This is a genomic window from Ralstonia sp. PBBBR1, from assembly GCF_002256165.1.
Classification (GTDB): Bacteria; Pseudomonadota; Gammaproteobacteria; order Burkholderiales; family Burkholderiaceae; genus Ralstonia; species Ralstonia thomasii.
On record NZ_NKIL01000005.1, the window covers coordinates 63,197 to 82,658 of the forward strand.

Below are 19,462 nucleotides of genomic sequence, written 5' to 3' on the forward strand. Positions count from 1 at the left end.
CATGGGCTTCAACCCCATCGCGGGCATTCTCAAGCGGCGGCTGCTGATTGTCTTCCTGGCTGTCGCGTTGCTGGTGGCTGGCGTGCTGTCGTTCCGCGAGCTGCCACTGCAGGCGTATCCGGGCGTGGCACCGCTGTCGGTGCAGGCCATCACGCAGTGGCCCGGCCGCAGCACGACCGAAGTCGAGCAGCAGATCACCATCCCGATTGAAAACGCACTGGCCGGCGTGCCGGACGTGCAGTCGTTCCGCTCGGTATCGCTGTTCGGGCTGTCGGTGGTGACGCTCAAATTCAAGGAAGGCACCGATAGCTTCAAGGCGCGGCAGAACTTTTCGCAGTATCTGGCGAGCGCCAACCTGCCGACGGGCGTGCAGTCTTCACTGAGCCCCGACTCGGACGCCACCGGCGAGATCATGCGCTTTCGCCTCGAGGGCGATGGCGTCGACCTCACCACGCTCAAGAGCTACCAGGACTACGACATCTCCAAGGGGCTCAAGCACGTGCAGGGCGTGGCCGATGTCAGCTCCTTCGGCGGCAAGGTGAAGGAGTACCACATCGTCCCATCGCCGGCGAAACTGCAGTCGTACGGCATCACGCTGTCGCAGCTCATCACGGCCATCGGCAACGCCAACAACAACACCGGCGGCAACCTGCTGCGCGATGGCGAGCAACAGTTCGTCGTGCGCGGCGTGGGCCTGCTGCAGACGGTGGACGACATCCGCAACGTGGTGGTCAACACCAACAATGGCGTGCCGGTGCGCGTGCGCGATATTGCCGAAGTGGAAGTCGGGAACGTGCAGCGTCTGGGCCAGGTGCAATACAACGATCAGCCCGACGTGGTGGAAGGCATCGTGCTGCTCAAGCGCGACGCCAACGCCACCGAGGTGCTGGCCAAGGTGCGCGAGAAGGTGGCGGAGCTGAACAACGGCGTCCTGCCCAAGAGCATTCAAGTCAAGCCGTTCTATGACCGCCAGGTGCTGCTCGACATCACCATGGGCACGGTCGAACACACACTGGTGGTGGGGATCTCGCTGGTGCTGGCGGTGTTGTTCGTCTTCTTGGGCAACTTCCGGGCGGCGGCCGTGGTGGCGGCGGTGATTCCGCTGGCGCTGTGCGTGTCGTTCATCAGCATGGAGCACTTCCATGTGCCGGCCAACCTGATCTCGCTCGGGGCGATCGACTTTGGGGTGATCGTCGACGCGGCCGTGATCGTGATGGAAAACATCATGCGGCACCTCGAAGAAGGCGCCGAGAAGCTCGAAGACGCGATCATCAAGGCGACCAACGAAGTGCAGCGCGCGATGATCTTTTCCACCGGCATCATCATCGTGGCGTATTCCCCGCTGTTCTTCATCGGCGGGGTGGAAGGCATCATCTTCAAGCCAATGGCCTTCACGATGGGCTTTGCCCTGATGGCGTCGATCGTTCTGAGCCTGACGTTCGTGCCGGCTACCACGTCGTTCGTCTTCGGCAAAACGCTGCATCCGCATTCGCCGGCCTTTATTGCGGCGATTCTGCGCTGGTACAAGCCATTGCTGCGCAAGCTCATTGCACGCCCGATGGCCGTCTTTGCCACGGCCATTACGGCGCTATTGCTGACGCTGTACAGCGCCACGTTCCTCGGTACGGAGTTCCTGCCCACGCTGGAAGAAAACAACCTGTGGCTGCGCATCACGCTGCCCAATACGGTGGACCTGGATTACTCCGCGTCGGTGGCCAACGACTTGCGTACATACTTCACCAAGCAGCCGGAGATCAAGCAGGTTTCGGTGCAGATTGGCCGCCCGGACGACGGCACCGACTCTACCGGCGTATTCAACCAGGAATACGGCCTGTACTTCGCACCGCCCGACCAGTGGGAGGCCGGCATGACCAAGGGCAAGCTGGTCGAGCGCCTGTCGAAGCATCTGGAGAAGATTCCCGGCATCGAATACAACTTCTCGCAGTACATCCAGGACAACGTGGATGAGGCGCTCTCGGGCGTGAAGGGCGAGAACTCGGTCAAGCTGTTTGGCAATGACCTGAACATGCTCGAAGCCAAGGCCAACGAAATCCAGGCGCAGCTCAAGAAAGTAACGGGCCTGGTGGACGTGGGTATCTTCCGCGAGCTGGGCCAGCCGACGCTGAACGTTTCGATCGACCGCCAGGCGGCTGCGCGCTTCAACATCAACGTGAGCGACGTGCAGAACCTCGTGCAATACGCCATTGGCGGCGCCCCGGTCACGCAAATCCTGGAGGGCGAGAAATCGTTCGGCCTGGCGGTGCGCCTGAATCAGCAGGCACGTGCGTCGTACGACGCCATCCGCGAGCTGCTGATCGATACGCCTGACGGCCAGCACATTCCGCTGTCGATGATCGCCAAGGTGGAAATGACCGATGGCCCGTTCTTCATCTACCGCGAGGAAGGCAAGCGCTACATTGCCATCAAGTTTGGCGTGCGCGGCCGTGACCTGGGCGGCGCCGTGGACGAGGCCCAGCATGTGGTGGGCAGCAACGTAAAACTGCCCGAAGGCTACACCGTCAAGTGGGACGGCCAGTTCAACGAGATGAAGGTCGCCCAGGGCAAGCTGATGGTGATCGTGCCGTTGACCATCCTTGTGATCTTCCTGCTGCTCTACAGCACGTTCGGCAATTTCAAGGATGCGCTGATGGTGGTGCTGAATGTGCCGTTTGCCGCCATCGGCGGGCTGCTGGCGCTGCACATTGCCAACGAGACGCTGTCGATTTCGGCGGGGATCGGCTTCCTGTCGTTGTTCGGCATCGCCATCCAGGACGGGGTGATCCTGATTTCGTACGTCAATCGTCTGTCCCAATCCGAAAACGTGCGTGAAGCGACCGTCGATGGCGCCGCGCTGCGCCTGCGACCAGTGATCATGACGGCCATGCTGGCAGGCCTGGGTCTGTTGCCGGCGGCGCTGTCGCACAGCATCGGCTCGGAAGCGCAGCGCCCGCTGGCGCTAGTGATCGTCGGGGGCATGGTCACAACCACGATTCTCACCCTGCTGGTGTTGCCGGTGGTCTTCACGTGGGCGCACCGCCATCGTCGTCCGCCCCCGCGCGATTCGGACGTCAATCCGACTGCTGCCATGCTGCCTTAACCTGCGCATGTGCTGAAAGCGCAACGGGCGCATCGCTTTACCGGCGGTGCGCCCGTTTTCATTTGGGCTCACACCAGAATCGGACCAATCTCATGGCGACGCGTGGACGAGGCGAGCAGAGTGCATCTCTGATTCCCACCGCACGCACCGCCACCATGCACCCCACGTCCAACGTCTCCCCCGGCGTCGTCGCACAATTCCCGCCGCAGGTCATCACTACGCTCACCGAGCTGTTTGGCACCGATCTGCAGCAATGGCGTTTTATCGTCGATTTATTTTGTGAGACGGTGGAACAGGATCTCGCCAACCTGGCGAACGCCATCCGCACCGCTGACGACGACACACAGATCGTTGAAGCGGCGCACCGCATCGTCGGTTCGGCTCGCATGCTTGGGCATCAGGCGATTGGCGATGCCGCCCGCTGCATCGAGCGCGCAGCGCAGAGCATCGGACCGTATCAGCAGCGTGTGGAAGACATGCAATCCGCCCTCACCTGCCTGCGCGCGCTGGCGAGTGAATTCCGCCAGCAGGCAAGCGGCTGCCCGTGGTCAGACGCTGCGGTTGCGGGCTGACCGTCCGCCACCCTGCGCCGCACATCGCTTGAACAGGCCCCCCGGCTATTTATGTTATCAGCCACATAAATTAAGCGATTAGGTTGTACGTTGCGTAACTCGCAATACAACGGGTGACTACAACTATTGATCTAGAACAGACTACCCCACTATCTTTCGCGGGCAACGTCGGCGCATTCCAACTGCAGCTGGCTGGCACGCACCGGCCATGACCAGCGCGGCCGCACCGTTTCACCACGTACGTCACAACGCGGGCTCAACCTATCCGGGGGGATTCGATGTCCGAAGCAGTCCTGCATCCATTTTTTTCGCGCGAGCGCACCGTCGCCGCGGTTGGCTTCAACCGCTGGCTGGTTCCTCCTGCCGCACTGGCCATCCATCTGTGCATTGGCATGGCCTACGGTTTTTCTGTCTTCTGGCTGCCGCTCGGCCGCGCGCTGGGCATCACCAAGCCGCTCACATGCGGCGCCGATGTCTCGCTGATCGCCGAGCTGTTCACCACCACCTGCGACTGGCGCGTCTCCAGCCTGGGCTGGATGTTCACGCTGTTCTTCGTGTTCCTGGGCGCATCCGCTGCCATGTGGGGCGGTTGGCTCGAACGCGTTGGCCCGCGCAAGGCTGGCGTCGTGTCGGCTGTGTGCTGGTGCGGCGGGCTGCTGATTTCCGCACTGGGCATCCAGATTCACCAACTGTGGCTGCTGTGGGTGGGCTCGGGCGTGATCGGCGGCGTCGGCCTGGGGCTGGGCTACATCTCGCCCGTGTCGACGCTCATCAAGTGGTTTCCGGACAAGCGTGGCATGGCCACGGGCATGGCCATCATGGGTTTTGGCGGCGGCGCGATGATCGGCGCCCCGCTGGCTGACCGCCTGATGAAGCTGTTTGCGACGCCCGAATCTGTGGGCGTGTCGCAAACCTTTATTGTGCTGGCCGGCATCTACTTCGTGTTCATGATGGCAGGTGCGCTGGGTTACCGTGTGCCGCCCACGGGCTGGAAACCGGCAGGCTGGACACCCTCCCCGGCCAAGGCGAAGGACACGATGGTCACGCAACGCCATGTCCACGCAAACGAAGCGCTGAAGACGCCGCAGTTCTGGCTGATCTGGGCCGTGCTGTGCCTGAACGTATCGGCCGGTATTGGCGTGCTGGGCATGGCCTCGCCACTGCTGCAGGAAGTGTTTGGCGGCAAGCTGCTGGGCGTGACAACGTCGTTCATGGACCTGACCGCCGCGCAAAAGGGCCAGATCGCAGCCATCGCTGCGGGCTTCACGGGTCTGCTGAGCCTGTTCAACATTGGCGGCCGTTTCTTCTGGGCGTCGCTCTCGGACCGCCTGGGCCGCAAGATGACGTACGCGGTCTTCTTCGTGCTCGGCTTCGTGCTGTATGCGTCGATTCCGTGGACGTCGCACACGGGCAATATCGCGCTGTTCGCACTGGCCTTCTGCGTGATCCTGTCGATGTACGGCGGCGGTTTTGCGACCGTGCCGGCGTATCTGGCTGACATGTTCGGCACGCAAATGGTGGGCGCCATCCACGGCCGGCTGCTCACGGCGTGGTCGACCGCCGGCATCCTGGGCCCCGTGCTGGTGAACTACCTGCGCGAATACCAGATCGCCCATGGCGTGGAACGCGCAGCCGTGTACGACATCACGATGATGATCCTGGCCGGCCTGCTGATCCTCGGCTTCATCTGCAACCTGCTGGTGCGCCCTGTCAACGCGAAGCACTTCATGACCGAAGCGCAGCTCGACGAGCAACGACATGCTGCGGCAACCAAGAGCCCAACGCCGTCGGTTGCTGCGCCGGAAACATCGCTGGAATGGCAGGCGCATCCGGGCTCGGCGGTAGCCGTGGTGCTGGCCTGGGCCGCCGTGGGCCTGCCGTTGGGCTGGGGGATTTGGATTACACTCCAAAAAGCTGCCGTTCTCTTCTCCTGACCCGTGATTTAAAGCCGCCCCGCCACCCATGAAGCACCAGAAGATCGAGTTCTACCGTCACCCGGCCGGTGGCTGGGGCGCGCTCAAAAGCGTTGCGCATCAATTGCTGTCGCAGGGCATCGCGGCCAAGGGCGCCAAGACCATGCTGTCGGCCAACCAGCCCGATGGCTTCGATTGCCCCGGCTGCGCCTGGCCTGATCGCGACCACGCCTCCACGTTTGAATTTTGCGAGAACGGCGTCAAAGCCGTGGCTGCAGAAGCGACGTCGCGCCGCACCACACCGGAGTTCTTCGCGCAGCACACCGTGCGCGAACTCGCCGAGTGGTCGGACTACGCGCTGGAAGATCAAGGCCGCCTGACGCACCCGATGGTCTACGACGCGGGCAGCGACAAATACGTCCCGATCGACTGGGACGCCGCCTTCGCGCTGATCGCGCAGCACCTGCGTGCGCTGCCCGATCCGAACCAGGCGATCTTCTACACCTCGGGCCGCACCAGCAATGAGGCGGCCTTCCTCTACCAGTTGTTCGTGCGCGCCTACGGCACGAACAATTTCCCCGACTGCTCCAACATGTGCCACGAGCCTTCCGGCACGGGCATGCGGGCCAGCATCGGCGTCGGCAAAGGCACCGTCACGCTCGACGATTTCACCAAGACCGACGCCATCTTCATCTTCGGGCAGAACCCCGGGACGAATCACCCGCGGATGCTCGGCGAGTTGCGCGAGGCATCGAAGCGCGGCGCAAGCATCGTGTCGTTTAACCCGCTGCGTGAGCGCGGGCTGGAGCGCTTTGCTGATCCGCAGAGCAAGATCGAGATGCTGACGCTGGGCTCCACGCGCATTAGCACCGAATACCACCAGGTGCGCATCGGCGGCGACCTGGCGACGGTCAAGGGCATCATCAAACACGTGATCGAGCGTGACGACGCGGCACGCAGCCGCGGCGAGCCCGCCATCATCGACCACGCCTTCATCGCCCAGCACACTGGCGGCTACGACGCCTTCGCCGCTGACGTGCGCGCGGAGTCGTGGGCGACCATCGAGGCCGAATCGGGCCTGCCAGAGCACGAAATCCGCCAGGCGGGCGACACGTACATCAAAGCCGGCAGCGTCATCGCGTGCTGGGGCATGGGAATCACGCAGCACAAGCATTCGGTTGCGACGATCCAGATGATCGTCAACCTGCTGCTCCTGCGCGGCAACATCGGCCGCCCGGGTGCCGGTGCGTGCCCGGTGCGCGGCCACAGCAACGTGCAGGGCGATCGCACGATGGGCATTTACGAGCAGCCCGCCCCCGCGTTTCTGGATCGGCTGGAGCAAGTCTTCGGTATTCAAGTGCCGCGCGAACATGGCTACGACACCGTCGGCGCCATCGAAGCGATGCAGCAAGGCGCCGCGCGCGTGTTCTTCGCCATGGGTGGCAACTTCGCGGCCGCCACGCCGGACACCGCCGCCACGTGGGCCGGCCTGCGCCAGTGCGACCTGACCGTGCACGTGACCACCAAGCTCAACCGCAGCCACATCGTGCATGGCAAGGCCGCGTTGATCCTGCCGTGCCTGGGCCGCACCGAGGTCGACCAACAGGCCGGCGGCGCGCAAGGCGTGACGGTGGAAGATTCGATGAGCATGGTGCACATGTCGGCAGGCATCAATCCGCCGGCCTCTCCGCATCTGCTCTCGGAGCCGGCCATCGTGGCGCGCCTGGCCGAAGCGACGCTGCCCGAAAGCACCATTCCGTGGCGCTGGCTGGTGGAAGACTACGACCGCATCCGCGAACGCATTGAAGCCGTGTTCGACGACTTTGCCGGCTTCAACGAGAAGATTCGCGTGCCGGGTGGCTTCCGCCTGCGTAACACCGCATCGGAGCGTGTCTGGAACACGCCGTCAGGCAAGGCGGAGTTCCACGCGCATGCCGTGCCGACTGATACCCCGGTCCACCGCGCCCGCGAGCGCCATGCCGACGCCACCGTCTTCACGCTGGCCACGGTGCGCTCGCATGACCAGTACAACACCACCATCTACGGCATGGACGACCGCTACCGCGGTGTGTTCGGCCAGCGCCGCGTGGTCTTCATCAACAAGGAAGACCTGCACACGGTCCGCATGAAAGACGGCGAGTGGGTCGACATGGTGACGCTTTCCGAAGACGGCACCACGCGCCGCGCCGATGGCTTCCGTCTGGTGGCGTATGACATTCCGCGCGGGTGCCTGGCGGCGTATTACCCCGAGACCAACCCGCTGGTGCCGCTGTCTTCCGTGGCTGACCAGGCACGCACGCCGACATCCAAGTCGATTCCGGTGATGCTGGTGCCGAGCCAGGTCGCGCGCACCGCTGACACCCAAGCGGCCACCACGGCCGAAGCCTGATGCCCACCGAGCCGGCGTGGTCTGCGCTGCAGCTGGCGCTGCTGGCCGCATTGCGCGAGACCGACGCCGGCAAGCCGGTGTCGATGCCGTGGCTGATCAAGCGCGTGGGCGAGCGCGCCAGCACGGTCCTGCGCGCGCTGCATCCGCTGGCCGATGCAGGCCTGCTGCGCGTCACCATGGACGACACACGCTGGCTCATTGCGCTGCTCGACGCCGGCCGCGTTCTGCCTGACTTCACTGCATGACTTTTCTGCCCCACCACCCCGCCGGCTTGCCCGTCGTTTCCACCGCCGCGACGAAACGCACGCGCGCCGGCACGCAAGAGGACACCCCCGCCGCCATTGCCGATGAAGCTGCGGTGGCGCTTGTCTTCAACGGCATCACGCATGCGGTGATGATGGCGTCGCCGACTGACCTGGAAGACTTCGCGCTGGGCTTTGCGCTGTCGGAAGGCATCATCGACAGTCGCGCCGATTGGCGTGGCGCAGACGTGGAAACGCATCCGCATGGGCTCGAAGTACACGCAGAAATTGCTTCGCATTGCTTCGTGCGGTTGAAGGAACGCCGTCGGGCGCTGGCCGGCCCGACCGGCTGTGGGCTGTGCGGCATTGAAAGCCTGCAGACTTTTGAAGACGCGCCGCAACCGCTTGTGCCACCCGCGTGGTTGGCATCACTTGCCGACGCGCAGGTATTGGATGCCATGCAGGCGATGACGGCGCATCAGCCGGCCAACGCGCTCACGGGCGGCTTGCATGCGGCGGGCTGGGTGCCCGCAGACACCCATGCACCACTGCATGTTCTGGAAGATGTGGGCCGCCACAACGCTCTCGACAAGCTGATCGGCCGGCTGGCTCGGCTCGGCATCCGCCCCTCGGATGGGTTCATCGTCATGACGAGTCGTGCGAGCTTCGAGCTGGCGCGCAAGTGCGTTCAACTGCAGGTGCCGCTGCTGGCAACGATCTCCGCGCCGTCCTCACTCGCGATCCGCCACGCCAAGGCCGGCCAGCTGACGCTGCTTGCGTTCTGCCGAGGCGATAGCGTGACGCGGTTTGCGTAACGCACAGAACGCGCGAGATTAGATCTCCACCTTGCTCCCCAGCTCAACCAGTCGGTTGGCAGGAATCCGGAAGAAGTCCGACGGTTTGGCGCTGTTGTGCTGCATCCAGGCAAACAACGACTCGCGCCACATCGCCATGCCCGGCAGTGGCGACGGCACCACCGTGGCGCGCGTAATGAAGAACGAGGTTTCCATGTCTTCAAAGACGATGCCCAGCCGCTCGCCCACGCTGCGGACGATCTCGTCCACAGCGGGCGTTTCCTTGAAGCCGAAATCCACCACTGCGGTGTGGATGTCGTCGCCAATGGTTTTGATGACCAGGCGCTTGGCAGGGTCCACATAGGGCACGGCAAGCGTGCGGAAGTGGATGAACAGCACGCGCTTGTGCAGCACGTGGTTGTGCTTGAGGTTGTGCAGCAACGCCAGGGGCACGAAATCGATGCTGGGCGTGAGATACACGGCCGTGCCGTCCACACGATACGGTGGATGGCGCAGCAGCCCGTCCATGAACGGCTCAAGCGGAATGCCGCCTTCTACATTGCGCGCCTTCAGCAGCTGTGTGCCCGAGTGCCACGTCACCATCAGGAAGAAGATCAAGCCGCCCAGCAGCAATGGGAACCAGCCACCCGCGGCAATCTTGAGCAGGTTGGCGGCGAAGAACGACAAATCGACCGCCAGGAACACGGCGCCAATACAGGCCACCAGCGACAGGCGCCACTTCCACGCGTTGCGCATGACCACCGTGACCAGCCCCGTCGTCAGCACCATGGTGGTCGTCACCGCAATACCGTAGGCCGCAGCCAGGTTGTCGGACTTGCCGAAAGCCAGCACCACCGCCACCACCAGCGCCAGGAGCACGTAGTTGACCACCGGCACATAGATCTGGCCGATCTCCACATCCGACGTGTAGAGAATCTTCATGCGCGGCGCATAGCCCAAATGCACGGCCTGCGCCGTCATCGAAAACGCACCCGAGATGACCGCCTGGGACGCAATGACCGTGGCCGCCGTGGCCAGCACCACCATCGGGCCCACAGCCCAGTTCGGCATCAGCAGGAAGAACGGGTTCTGCACGGCGCTCGGCTCGCGCAGCAGCAAGGCGCCCTGGCCGAAGTAGTTCAGCAGCAGGCACGGCATCGCAATGTAGAACCACGCATAGCGGATCGGGCGCGCGCCAAAGTGGCCCATGTCGGCATACAGCGCCTCGGCGCCGGTCAGCGCCAGGAACACCGAGCCGAACACGATGAACGCCAGCACCGTATGCCGGAATCCGAATTCGATGGCGTACACCGGGCTCAGCGCCACCAAAATCTGCGGCGACTTCACCACCGAAACCAACCCCATCAGCCCCAGCAGCACGAACCAGATCACCATGATCGGCCCGAACAGGCGCCCAACCACGTGCGTGCCATGCCTTTGAATCAAAAACAGCGCGATCAGCACGATCAGCGCCAAGGGCAACACCCACTTCTGCAGCGCAGGCGCCATGATTTCCATGCCTTCGATGGCGGAGAGCACCGAGATGGCGGGGGTAATGACGGCATCGCCATAGAACATGGCGGCGCCCAGCAGGCCGAGGAGCATCAACGTGCGTGTGAACCGGGCGCTGCCGCTGCTCGCGCGCATGGCCAGCGCCGTCAGCGCGAGGATGCCACCTTCGCCGTTGTTGTCGGCGCGCATGACGAAGAGCACATATTTGACGGATACCACCAGCGTCATCGCCCAGAACAGCATCGACAGGATGCCGAAGACGGTCTGATCGGAAAACGGGACCCCATGTTCGGGGTTGAAGCATTCCTTCAGGGCATACAGGGGGCTGGTGCCAATGTCCCCGAAGACCACGCCGATTGCGCCCACCATGGTGGCCATCAACGCGGGATTTTTCTTGGTTTTACTGGCTGCGGCTGTCGTCATGGGTAGGCTGCGACTGGAACGACGGGGTGCGCACGCAATTTCCGTGCACCGTCTGCGGCGCTGGCTTACGGGGTGAGCCGAGTGCGGCAGAAGCCACTAAAGCTTAGGTGAAAACGCCCGGTTTTGCGCGGGTGTTTGCACCGATGGCAAGAGCGCGCCAACCCTGGTGCAGGCCCGAAAACAGCGGCCGCGGCCGCTCCAAACGGAAACCTTGAAAAAACAGACTTTGACGAGGCGACGCGCCAAGCATATATTCACCAAACGATCGTTTGGCCGGTTCGGCCGGGTCTGCCTGCTACGTTTGTATTTGGCCGGCGGCCGATCGATTTCTCAACTTCACGACTCAAAATCATGGCTACTGGTACCGTCAAGTGGTTCAACGACGCAAAAGGTTTCGGCTTCATTACCCCGGATGATGGCGGCGAAGACCTTTTCGCACATTTCTCCGCGATCAACTCCGCAGGCTTCAAAAGCCTGAAGGAAGGTCAGAAGGTGTCGTTCGAAGTTACGCAAGGCCCCAAGGGCAAGCAAGCTTCGAACATCGTGCCCCAGTAACAAGGAGCACGCGGGCGCGGTAGACCGGTTTTGGCTTGCCGCGCGGGGTTTCCTCGCGCGTGTATTGGCCGGAATATGCCGCCAGGCAGGTTGTTTCAGTACGTGTTTGCCATCAAGCAGTCGGATGGCCACCGGAAGCGGTGGCCTGGTTTGACGAACCCCTATTGGGAGCATGCAATGGCCAGCCGAATTGAAGAGAACGCCGTTGAATATGATCCGCCCGCCGGGGCAGCTGCAGAAATGCATGCTGCCCCGAGTTTCATTCGGGATTCGGAAATCCAGTTTTCGCGCTCGCAGACATTCCACGAGGGCCAGCGCGTCAGCTTCGATGTAGAAATCGGGCCCGATGGCGAACTCATCGCCGTCAACATCAAACCAATATGACACGCCGGTTTCAACTCGGCATGTTCAAAAGATGAAGGGAGGCATTGCCTCCCTTTCTCATGGTCGATGCGCCGGCTTACTTGGCTGTCGGCATCACGAACTCGGCGCCCTTGGCAATCGAATCCGGCCAGCGTTGCATCACGCTCTTGTAACGCGTGTAGAAACGCACGCCTTCTTCGCCATAGGCGTGGTGGTCGCCGAACAGCGAGCGCTTCCAGCCGCCGAAGCTATGCCACGCCATCGGCACCGGAATCGGCACATTGATACCGACCATGCCCACCTGGATCTGCCGCGCAAATGCGCGCGCCACGCCGCCATCGCTCGTGTAGCACGACACGCCGTTGCCGAACTCATGCGCATTGATCAGATCCACCGCCTCGGCAAGGTCATGCACGCGCACCACCGAAAGCACGGGACCGAAGATCTCTTCCTTGTAGATCGTCATCCCGGGCTTGACGTGGTCGAACAGCGTGCCGCCCGTGAAGAAGCCTTCGGCATGGCCGTCGACCGTGTGGCCGCGGCCGTCCACGACCAGCTCGGCGCCCTCTTCCACGCCCTTGGCGATATAGCCTTCCACCTTGGCCTTGTGGGCGGCGGTCACAAGTGGACCCATTTCTCTGTCGGCTTGCATGCCGTTGCCGATCTTGAGCGCGCGGGCGCGCTCGGCAAGGCGCGGGACGAGCTTGTCAGCCACGTCGCCCACTGCCACAGCCACGGAGATCGCCATGCAGCGCTCACCGGCCGAACCGTAGCCTGCACCGATCAAGGCGTCCACCGCCTGGTCGAGGTCTGCATCCGGCATGACGACGAGGTGATTCTTTGCGCCGCCCAGGGCTTGCACGCGCTTGCCGCGCTTGGTGCCTTCGGCGTAGATGTATTCGGCGATGGGCGTGCTGCCGACGAACGAAATGGCCTGCACATCCGGATGCTCGAGCAGCGCATCAACGGCATCCTTGCCACCCTGTACCACGTTGAACACACCATCGGGAAGGCCCGCCTGCTTGAGCAGGTCGGCAATCATCAGGCTGGGGGTCGGGTCACGTTCGCTGGGCTTGAGGATGAACGTATTGCCGCACGCCAGCGCAACCGGCGCCATCCACATCGGCACCATGAACGGGAAGTTGAACGGCGTAATGCCGGCCACCACGCCCAGCGGCTGGCGCAGGTTCCAGTTGTCGATGCCGCCGCCGATGTTGTCCGTGAACTCCGTCTTGAGCAGGTTCGGAATGCCGCAGGCGAATTCGACGACTTCAATGCCGCGCGTCACTTCGCCTTTGGCATCGGAGAACACCTTGCCGTGCTCACGCGTAATGGCGGCGGCCAGGGCATCGTGGTTCTGGTCGAGCAGCTCCTTGAACTTGAACAAAACGCGCGAGCGCTTGAGCGGCGAAGTCTCGGCCCAGTCCGGGGCAGCCGCATGCGCGGCGGCTACGGCGGCGTCCACTTCGGATTTGCCGCCCAGCAGCACCTGCGCGCTCACCGCGCCCGTAGCGGGGTTGAAGACATCGGCGCTGCGTGTGCCGCTGCCGGCATGGCGCTGCCCGCCGATGAAATGGCTGACAACGGATTCGGTCACGGCGGGATCAATCGGTCGGTTCATTTCAGGCTACCTCTTGCAGAACGGTACGAACGGTGTCGAAGATGCGCGCGATCTGCGCCTCTTCGATGATGAGCGGCGGGGAGAACGCCAGGATGTCGCCGGTGTAGCGCACCAGCACACCACGCTCCAGGCATTTCAGGAAGACTTCGTAAGCGCGCGCGCCCACGGCGCCGGGGCGCGATTCCAGTTCGATGCCGGCCACGAGGCCGAGGTTGCGGATGTCCTTCACATGCGGCGCGCCCTTGACCGAATGCGCTGCCGCTTCGAACGCCGGCGACAACGAACGCGCGCGCTCGAACAGCCCTTCGCTGCGATACAGGTCCAGCGCGGCCACCGCCGCGGCCGCGGCCAGCGGGTGGGCCGAATACGTATAGCCGTGGAACAGCTCGATCGCGCCTGGCGCGCCGGCGTCGACGACGGTGTCGTGCACCGACTGGCGCACGGCCACGGCGCCCATCGGCACGGCGGCGTTGTTGATGCCCTTGGCCATCGTCAGCAGGTCCGGCGTCACGCCAAAGAACTCGGCCGCCGTCGCCGCGCCCAGGCGGCCAAAACCGGTGATGACTTCATCGAAGATCAGCAGGATGCCGTGCTTGTCGCACAAAGCGCGCAGACGCTGCAGGTAGCCCTTGGGCGGCACCAGCACGCCGGTGGAACCCGCCAGAGGCTCGACGATGACGGCGGCGATGGTCGACGCGTCATGCAGCGTGACGAGGCGCTCCAGTTCGTCGGCAAGGTGCTCGCCCCAGGCCGGCTGGCCCTTGGAGAATGCGTTGTGCTCGGGCGCATGCGTATGCGGCAGGTGGTCCACACCCGGCAGCAGGTTCGCCGAGAACGCCTTGCGGTTCGGCGAAATGCCGCCCACCGAGATGCCGCCGAAACCCACTCCGTGATAGCCACGCTCGCGGCCAATCAGGCGTGTGCGCTGCCCTTCGCCCCGCGCGCGGTGGTAGGCCAGCGCAATCTTGAGCGCCGTATCCACCGCTTCGGAACCGGAGTTGGCGAAGAAGATGCGGTTCAGGCCTTCCGGCATGATCTCGGCGACTTTTTCTGCCGCGCGGAACGCCAGGGGGTGCCCCATCTGGAAGGTGGGCGCGAAATCCAGCGTGGCGGCCTGCGTCGTGATGGCGTCGACGATTTCCTTGCGGCAGTGGCCGGCGTTGACGCACCAGAGGCCGGCAGTGCCGTCCAGCACCTCGCGGCCATCGCCGTCACGGTAGTACATGCCCTGGGCGGAAGTCAGCAGGCGCGGTGCGGCCTTGTACTGGCGGTTGGCCGTGAACGGCATCCAGAAGTAGGACAGATCGGTGGTTTCCAGCGGGTGGGGTGCGGGTTTCATCGGCGGCTCCGAAAAAACAGCGGAAAGGGAACGGGCTGGGCAAGCCAGCGGTTGAAGCAAACTGTACAGAGTCCAATCCGACACGGACATGCACAGATGGCGGTTCTATAAGAAACTGTATAGGCCCTCATCACGGCTTCGTGCCGCATCGCAACATGCAACTCGAACTCGATCCTTCTCATCCCCAGCGTACGTTGGTCGACCAGATCGTCCAAGGCATTCGTGCGGCGGTCGACAACCATTCTCTGCTGCCGGGCACGCGGCTGCCCTCGGTGCGCAAGTTGGCCCAGGCGCACGATGTAAGCACTTTTACGGTGGCGGAGGCCTATACACGGCTGGCGGCTCTGGGCGCCATCGTGGCCCGGCCACGTTCGGGCTACCTCGTAGCGGCGCGTACACCCACCCAGCCGGCCCCCGTGGCCCCACGCTGGGAGCCGCCCACGCTCAACGCGGCGTGGCTGCTGTCGGATGTGTTTGCCGACCGCTCCATCTCCATCAAGCCCGGCTGTGGCTGGCTGCCGAACGACTGGCTGGACGAGCGCGGCGTACAGGAAGCCATGCGCGCCGTGAGCCGTGTTTCCGCGTTGCGGGTGGCGGGCTACGGACATCCGTGGGGCTATGCGCCGTTGGGCGAATACGTCGCGCAGTCGCTTGCGCTACGGGGCCTGCCGGTGGAACGGTCGCAAGTGCTGCTGACCAGCGGCGCCACGCAGGCGCTCGACCTGATCGTCCGCACGCTGTTCAAAGCTGGCGACGTCGTCGCGGTGGATGATCCGGGCTATTGCAACGTACTCCAGGTACTCAAGCTGGCCGGTCTGCGCGTGGTCGGGGTGCCGCGCACGCCGGATGGGCTCGACACAGTGGCGCTGGAAACCATCCTGCGCGCGGACGATGCCGACCGGCCGCGCGCCCTCTTCACCAGCTCCGTGCTGCAGAACCCCACTGGCTCCTCAATGACGGCACAGAACGCCTATCGCGTGCTGCAACTGGCCGAACAGCATGGCCTCTGGATCGTTGAGGACGACCTGCACCGCGAGCTGGCCGACCCCGCCGCCCCGATGCTCGCCGCACTCGACGGCCTGCGCCGCACGCTGTATGTGAGCGGGTTCTCCAAGACGATCTCGCCCTCGTTGCGCGCAGGCTACGTGGTGGCCGATGCCGCCATCACACGCGAGCTGGCACGCACCAAGATGGCAGTGGCGCTCACCTCGTCGGAAATTACCGAGCGCATCGTGCACGCGTTCGTCACCCGCCCCGTCTATGCCGAACACGTGGCGCGGCTGATTGCGCGGCTGGGAGAAGCGCACGCGCCCATCGAAGCGCTCATGCGTCAACATCGTGCCGAGCCGTTCGATACGCCGGGCCGCGGCCTCTTCCTGTGGGCGCGGCTGCCCGGCCAGGCCGACGCCTCCGCACTGGCCAATCGGGCTATCGAGCACAACATCTGGCTCGCGCCCGGTCAGTACTTCCGGCCGCATGACGAGCCGAGCCCGTGGCTGCGCTTCAACGTCGCGTACTCCGCAGAACCGGCACTCTGGGAATTCCTCTCGCACGCGTGACGGCGCTGCCCCGCATGCGGCGCAACGGCGTATTGCATGCAATCAATCGCGTAACGGGCAATCAAACGTGAAATTCGCGTGAACGGAAGGCGGCAGCGTCACAAATGCGCGACACCATGCCTAGTCGCCTACCGTTCACTTGCCGTACCGACTCCCAACGCCACCTGCAGACCAACCTGCACAAGGAGTGCCATGGACATTAAGACCGTCCGCGAAACCGCCTTCGCGATGCCGCTCACGAGCCCCGCCTACCCACCCGGCCCGTACCGCTTCATCCACCGCGAATTCTTCATCATCACGTACCGCACCGACCCGGCCAAGCTGCGCGCCATGGTGCCGGAACCACTGGAAGTGCCCGAACCGCTGGTCGCCTACGAGTTCATCCGCATGGCCGACTCCACCGGCTTTGGCGATTACACCGAAAGCGGCCAGGTCATCCCGGTCACCTACGAAGGCAAGCCCGGCACGTACACGCTGGCGATGTACCTGGACGACCATCCGCCCCTGGCCGGCGGCCGTGAAATGTGGGGCTTTCCCAAGAAGTTGGCAAGCCCGAAGCTGGTGACCGCCAAGGACACGCTGATCGGCACGCTCGACTACGGCCCCGTGCGCGTGGCCACCGGCACCATGGGTTACAAGCACCGCGAGCTGGATCTGGCCGAGCAGAAACGGCGCCTGGAGCGCCCGAACTTTCTGCTCAAGATCATTCCGCACGTGGACGGCAAGACCGCGCGCATCTGCGAGCTGTCGCGCAACGTCATGATCGACATCGACATGAAAGGCGCCTGGACGGGCCCCGCGTCGCTGGAACTGGCGCACCATGCACTGGCGCCCGTGGCCGAACTGCCCGTGCTGGAGATTGTCGAAGCCCGGCACATCATTGCGGACCTGACCCTTGGCATGGGCGAGGTTGTATTCGATTACTTGGCGCAGTAGCACCTGCCCAAGGCCATTCTTATCCCGTCACCGTCAACCCCCGGAGTACACACATGTCTGATTTGAAAGGCAAAGTCGCCGTCGTCACGGGTGCCGCCAGCGGCATCGGCAAGCAGATCGCCCTCACGCTCGCCAATTCGGGCGCGGCCATTGCCATCGTTGACTTGAACGAAGACGGCGCCAAGGCCGTCGCCAAAGAGATCACCGATGCAGGCGGCAAGGCGATCGGCCTGCGCATGGACGTGACCGATGAACAAGCCGTGGACAGCGGCATCGACCGCGTGGCCGAAGAACTCGGCTCGGTCGACATCCTCGTTTCGAACGCCGGCATCCAGATCGTCAACCCGTTCGTGAGCTACTCGTTTGCCGACTGGAAGAAGATGCAGGCCATCCACGTCGACGGCGCGTTCCTGACCACGCGCGCCGCACTGCGCCACATGTACAAGGACGACCGTGGCGGCGTGGTGATCTACATGGGCTCGGTGCACTCGCACGAGGGCTCGCCGCTCAAATCGGCCTACGTGGCGGCCAAGCATGCACTGCTCGGCCTGAACAAGGTACTGGCCAAGGAAGGCGCGGCGCATAACGTGCGCTCGCACGTGGTGTGCCCCGGCTTCGTGCGCACGCCGCTGGTCGAAAAGCAGATTCCCGAACAAGCCAAGGAACTCGGCATCAGCGAAGATGACGTGGTGAAAAAAGTCATGCTGGGTGATACCGTGGACGGCGTATTCACCACGGTGGAAGACGTGGCCGAGACGGTGCGCTTCCTGGCCACGTTCCCAAGTGCCGCGCTGACCGGCCAATCGTTCGTGGTGAGCCACGGCTGGTTCATGCAATAAGTCTCTGCACACGCAAGGAGGTTGAGGAGATATGCCCGCACCAAAACTACGCGTGGCCGCAACCAAGCGGCCCACGCCGGCAGAGTCGTCACGCCCCGCCGATGCGCCGCTCACCACGGCGCAGCGCATCGTGCTCCCGGCGTACGAGAACATCGCGCTGGTGCTGCAAGGCGGCGGCGCGCTTGGCTCGTACCAGGCCGGCGTGTTCGAAGGGCTGGACGAAGCCGGTATCGTGCCGAACTGGATTGCGGGCATCTCCATCGGGGCATTGAATACGGCCATCATTGCCGGCAATGCGCCCGAGCATCGCCAAGCAAAGCTGCGTGAGTTCTGGCAGATCATCACGCAACCGACGTTCTCGCCGCCGCTGCCCGACATCCTGGAAAACGCCTGGTTTGACGGCAACGCGCATCTGCGCAAATGGCTGACCGCCATGCAGGCCGCCGACACGCTGCTCGAAGGCCAGCGCGGCTTTTTTACACCGCGCTTTCCTGCACCACTGCCTGCCAACGAAGTCGACCCGCTCGAAGCCAGCTACTACGACACCGCGCCGCTCAAGGCGACGCTGGAACGCCTTTGCGATTTCGACCGCATCAACGACGGTGGCATCCGCGTATCGGTGGGGGCTGTGAACGTCCGCACCGGCAATCTGGAAGCGTTTGACAACACCGAGCGCCGACTGCGCGCGGAGCACTTCATGGCATCCGGCGCGCTGCCGCCGGGCTTCCCTCCCGTGCTGATCGACGGCGAGTATTACTGGGATGGCGGTGTCGTCTCCAACACGCCACTGTCGTATGTGCTGGGCTCCAAGCCGCGCCGCGACACGCTGGTGTTCCAGGTGGACCTCTGGAGCGCACTGGGCCCGGTGCCCAATACGATGATCGGCGTGGCCAGCCGGCAGAAGGACTTGCAGTACTCCAGCCGCACGCGGCTTACCACCGACTGGATGGAACGTTCGCAATCCACGCGCCGGCTAATACGCAAGCTGCTCGACCACCTGCCGCCTAAAGAGTTTGAGCGCACCCAGTGGTACAAGCACGCGCAGGAGATGGCCTGTACCAAGCGCTACAACGTCTTCCACCTCATCCACGCTGCCAAGGAACACGAAGGGCCGGGCAAGGACATCCAGTTCGGTCCATCGACCATGCGCGACCACTGGGCCTCGGGCCTGGCGGATATTCGCGAATCGCTCTCGCACCCGGAGTGGCTTGAGATGCCCGATAACGACACGGGCTTCATCACGCATGACATCCACCGCCATCCGGGCGTAGAGCGGGAAGACAAGAGGCTTTGAGCCACCGCTGCGTC

General features: G+C 63.8%; 15 protein-coding genes. 12 read left to right on the forward strand and 3 right to left on the reverse strand.

Features of this window, described 5'->3' with window-relative positions; all coding sequences use genetic code 11:
• The first annotated feature begins 1 nt into the window (after position 1).
• The 6 genes from CFE42_RS09030 (at position 2) to fdhD (ending at position 9,028) form a co-directional block, all read left to right on the forward strand.
• Entirely contained in the window at positions 2-3,097 is a 3,096-nt protein-coding gene (locus tag CFE42_RS09030) for a CusA/CzcA family heavy metal efflux RND transporter (protein ID WP_004627309.1), read from the forward strand.
• Between the two features lie 92 nt (positions 3,098-3,189).
• Positions 3,190-3,669 (forward strand): Hpt domain-containing protein, encoded by a 480-nt coding sequence (locus tag CFE42_RS09035; protein WP_004627312.1) that lies wholly within the window; start codon positions 3,190-3,192, stop codon positions 3,667-3,669.
• Between the two features lie 278 nt (positions 3,670-3,947).
• Positions 3,948-5,603 (forward strand): OFA family MFS transporter, encoded by a 1,656-nt coding sequence (locus CFE42_RS09040; protein WP_004627313.1) that lies wholly within the window; start codon positions 3,948-3,950, stop codon positions 5,601-5,603.
• A gap of 28 nt (positions 5,604-5,631) precedes the next feature.
• On the forward strand, positions 5,632-7,971 hold the full coding sequence (locus tag CFE42_RS09045; RefSeq protein ID WP_004627315.1) for an FdhF/YdeP family oxidoreductase: 2,340 nt from the start codon (positions 5,632-5,634) through the stop codon (positions 7,969-7,971).
• Positions 7,971-8,216, forward strand: coding sequence for a hypothetical protein (locus tag CFE42_RS09050; protein WP_004627316.1), 246 nt, complete (start codon positions 7,971-7,973; stop codon positions 8,214-8,216). Before CFE42_RS09045 ends, CFE42_RS09050 begins: the two co-directional genes overlap by 1 nt.
• Positions 8,213-9,028 (forward strand): formate dehydrogenase accessory sulfurtransferase FdhD, encoded by an 816-nt coding sequence (gene fdhD, locus CFE42_RS09055; protein WP_004627318.1) that lies wholly within the window; start codon positions 8,213-8,215, stop codon positions 9,026-9,028. The genes CFE42_RS09050 and fdhD overlap by 4 nt, the downstream gene beginning before the upstream one ends.
• A gap of 18 nt (positions 9,029-9,046) precedes the next feature.
• Here fdhD and CFE42_RS09060 read toward each other — a convergent pair whose 3' ends face one another.
• Positions 9,047-10,942, reverse strand: coding sequence for a potassium transporter Kup (locus tag CFE42_RS09060; RefSeq protein ID WP_004627320.1), 1,896 nt, complete (start codon positions 10,940-10,942; stop codon positions 9,047-9,049).
• 351 nt (positions 10,943-11,293) lie between these two features.
• Between CFE42_RS09060 and CFE42_RS09065 the strand changes: the two genes are divergently transcribed.
• Together CFE42_RS09065 and CFE42_RS09070 are read left to right on the forward strand one after the other, a co-directional pair.
• Entirely contained in the window at positions 11,294-11,497 is a 204-nt protein-coding gene (locus tag CFE42_RS09065; RefSeq protein WP_004627322.1) for a cold-shock protein, read from the forward strand.
• A 177-nt stretch (positions 11,498-11,674) separates the two neighbouring features.
• Complete coding sequence (locus tag CFE42_RS09070; RefSeq protein WP_004627325.1) at positions 11,675-11,881, forward strand: cold-shock protein; 207 nt, start codon at positions 11,675-11,677, stop codon at positions 11,879-11,881.
• Between the two features lie 76 nt (positions 11,882-11,957).
• On the opposite strand, the gene CFE42_RS09075 is transcribed toward CFE42_RS09070, so the two are convergent.
• Positions 11,958-13,481 carry a CoA-acylating methylmalonate-semialdehyde dehydrogenase gene (locus CFE42_RS09075; protein ID WP_004627326.1) on the reverse strand — a complete coding sequence of 508 codons (1,524 nt, stop codon included), beginning with the start codon at positions 13,479-13,481 and terminating at the stop codon, positions 11,958-11,960.
• Between the two features lies 1 nt (position 13,482).
• Complete coding sequence (locus tag CFE42_RS09080) at positions 13,483-14,820, reverse strand: aspartate aminotransferase family protein (protein ID WP_004627328.1); 1,338 nt, start codon at positions 14,818-14,820, stop codon at positions 13,483-13,485.
• A 155-nt stretch (positions 14,821-14,975) separates the two neighbouring features.
• Between CFE42_RS09080 and CFE42_RS09085 the strand changes: the two genes are divergently transcribed.
• The 4 genes from CFE42_RS09085 (at position 14,976) to CFE42_RS09100 (ending at position 19,448) form a co-directional block, all read left to right on the forward strand.
• Positions 14,976-16,379 (forward strand): PLP-dependent aminotransferase family protein, encoded by a 1,404-nt coding sequence (locus CFE42_RS09085; RefSeq protein WP_004627330.1) that lies wholly within the window; start codon positions 14,976-14,978, stop codon positions 16,377-16,379.
• A gap of 192 nt (positions 16,380-16,571) precedes the next feature.
• Complete coding sequence (locus tag CFE42_RS09090) at positions 16,572-17,315, forward strand: acetoacetate decarboxylase (protein WP_004627332.1); 744 nt, start codon at positions 16,572-16,574, stop codon at positions 17,313-17,315.
• A gap of 53 nt (positions 17,316-17,368) precedes the next feature.
• Positions 17,369-18,154 carry a 3-hydroxybutyrate dehydrogenase gene (locus tag CFE42_RS09095; RefSeq protein ID WP_004627334.1) on the forward strand — a complete coding sequence of 262 codons (786 nt, stop codon included), beginning with the start codon at positions 17,369-17,371 and terminating at the stop codon, positions 18,152-18,154.
• Positions 18,155-18,185: 31 nt separating this feature from the next.
• Entirely contained in the window at positions 18,186-19,448 is a 1,263-nt protein-coding gene (locus tag CFE42_RS09100) for a patatin-like phospholipase family protein (protein ID WP_004627335.1), read from the forward strand.
• Positions 19,449-19,462: the final 14 nt, after the last annotated feature.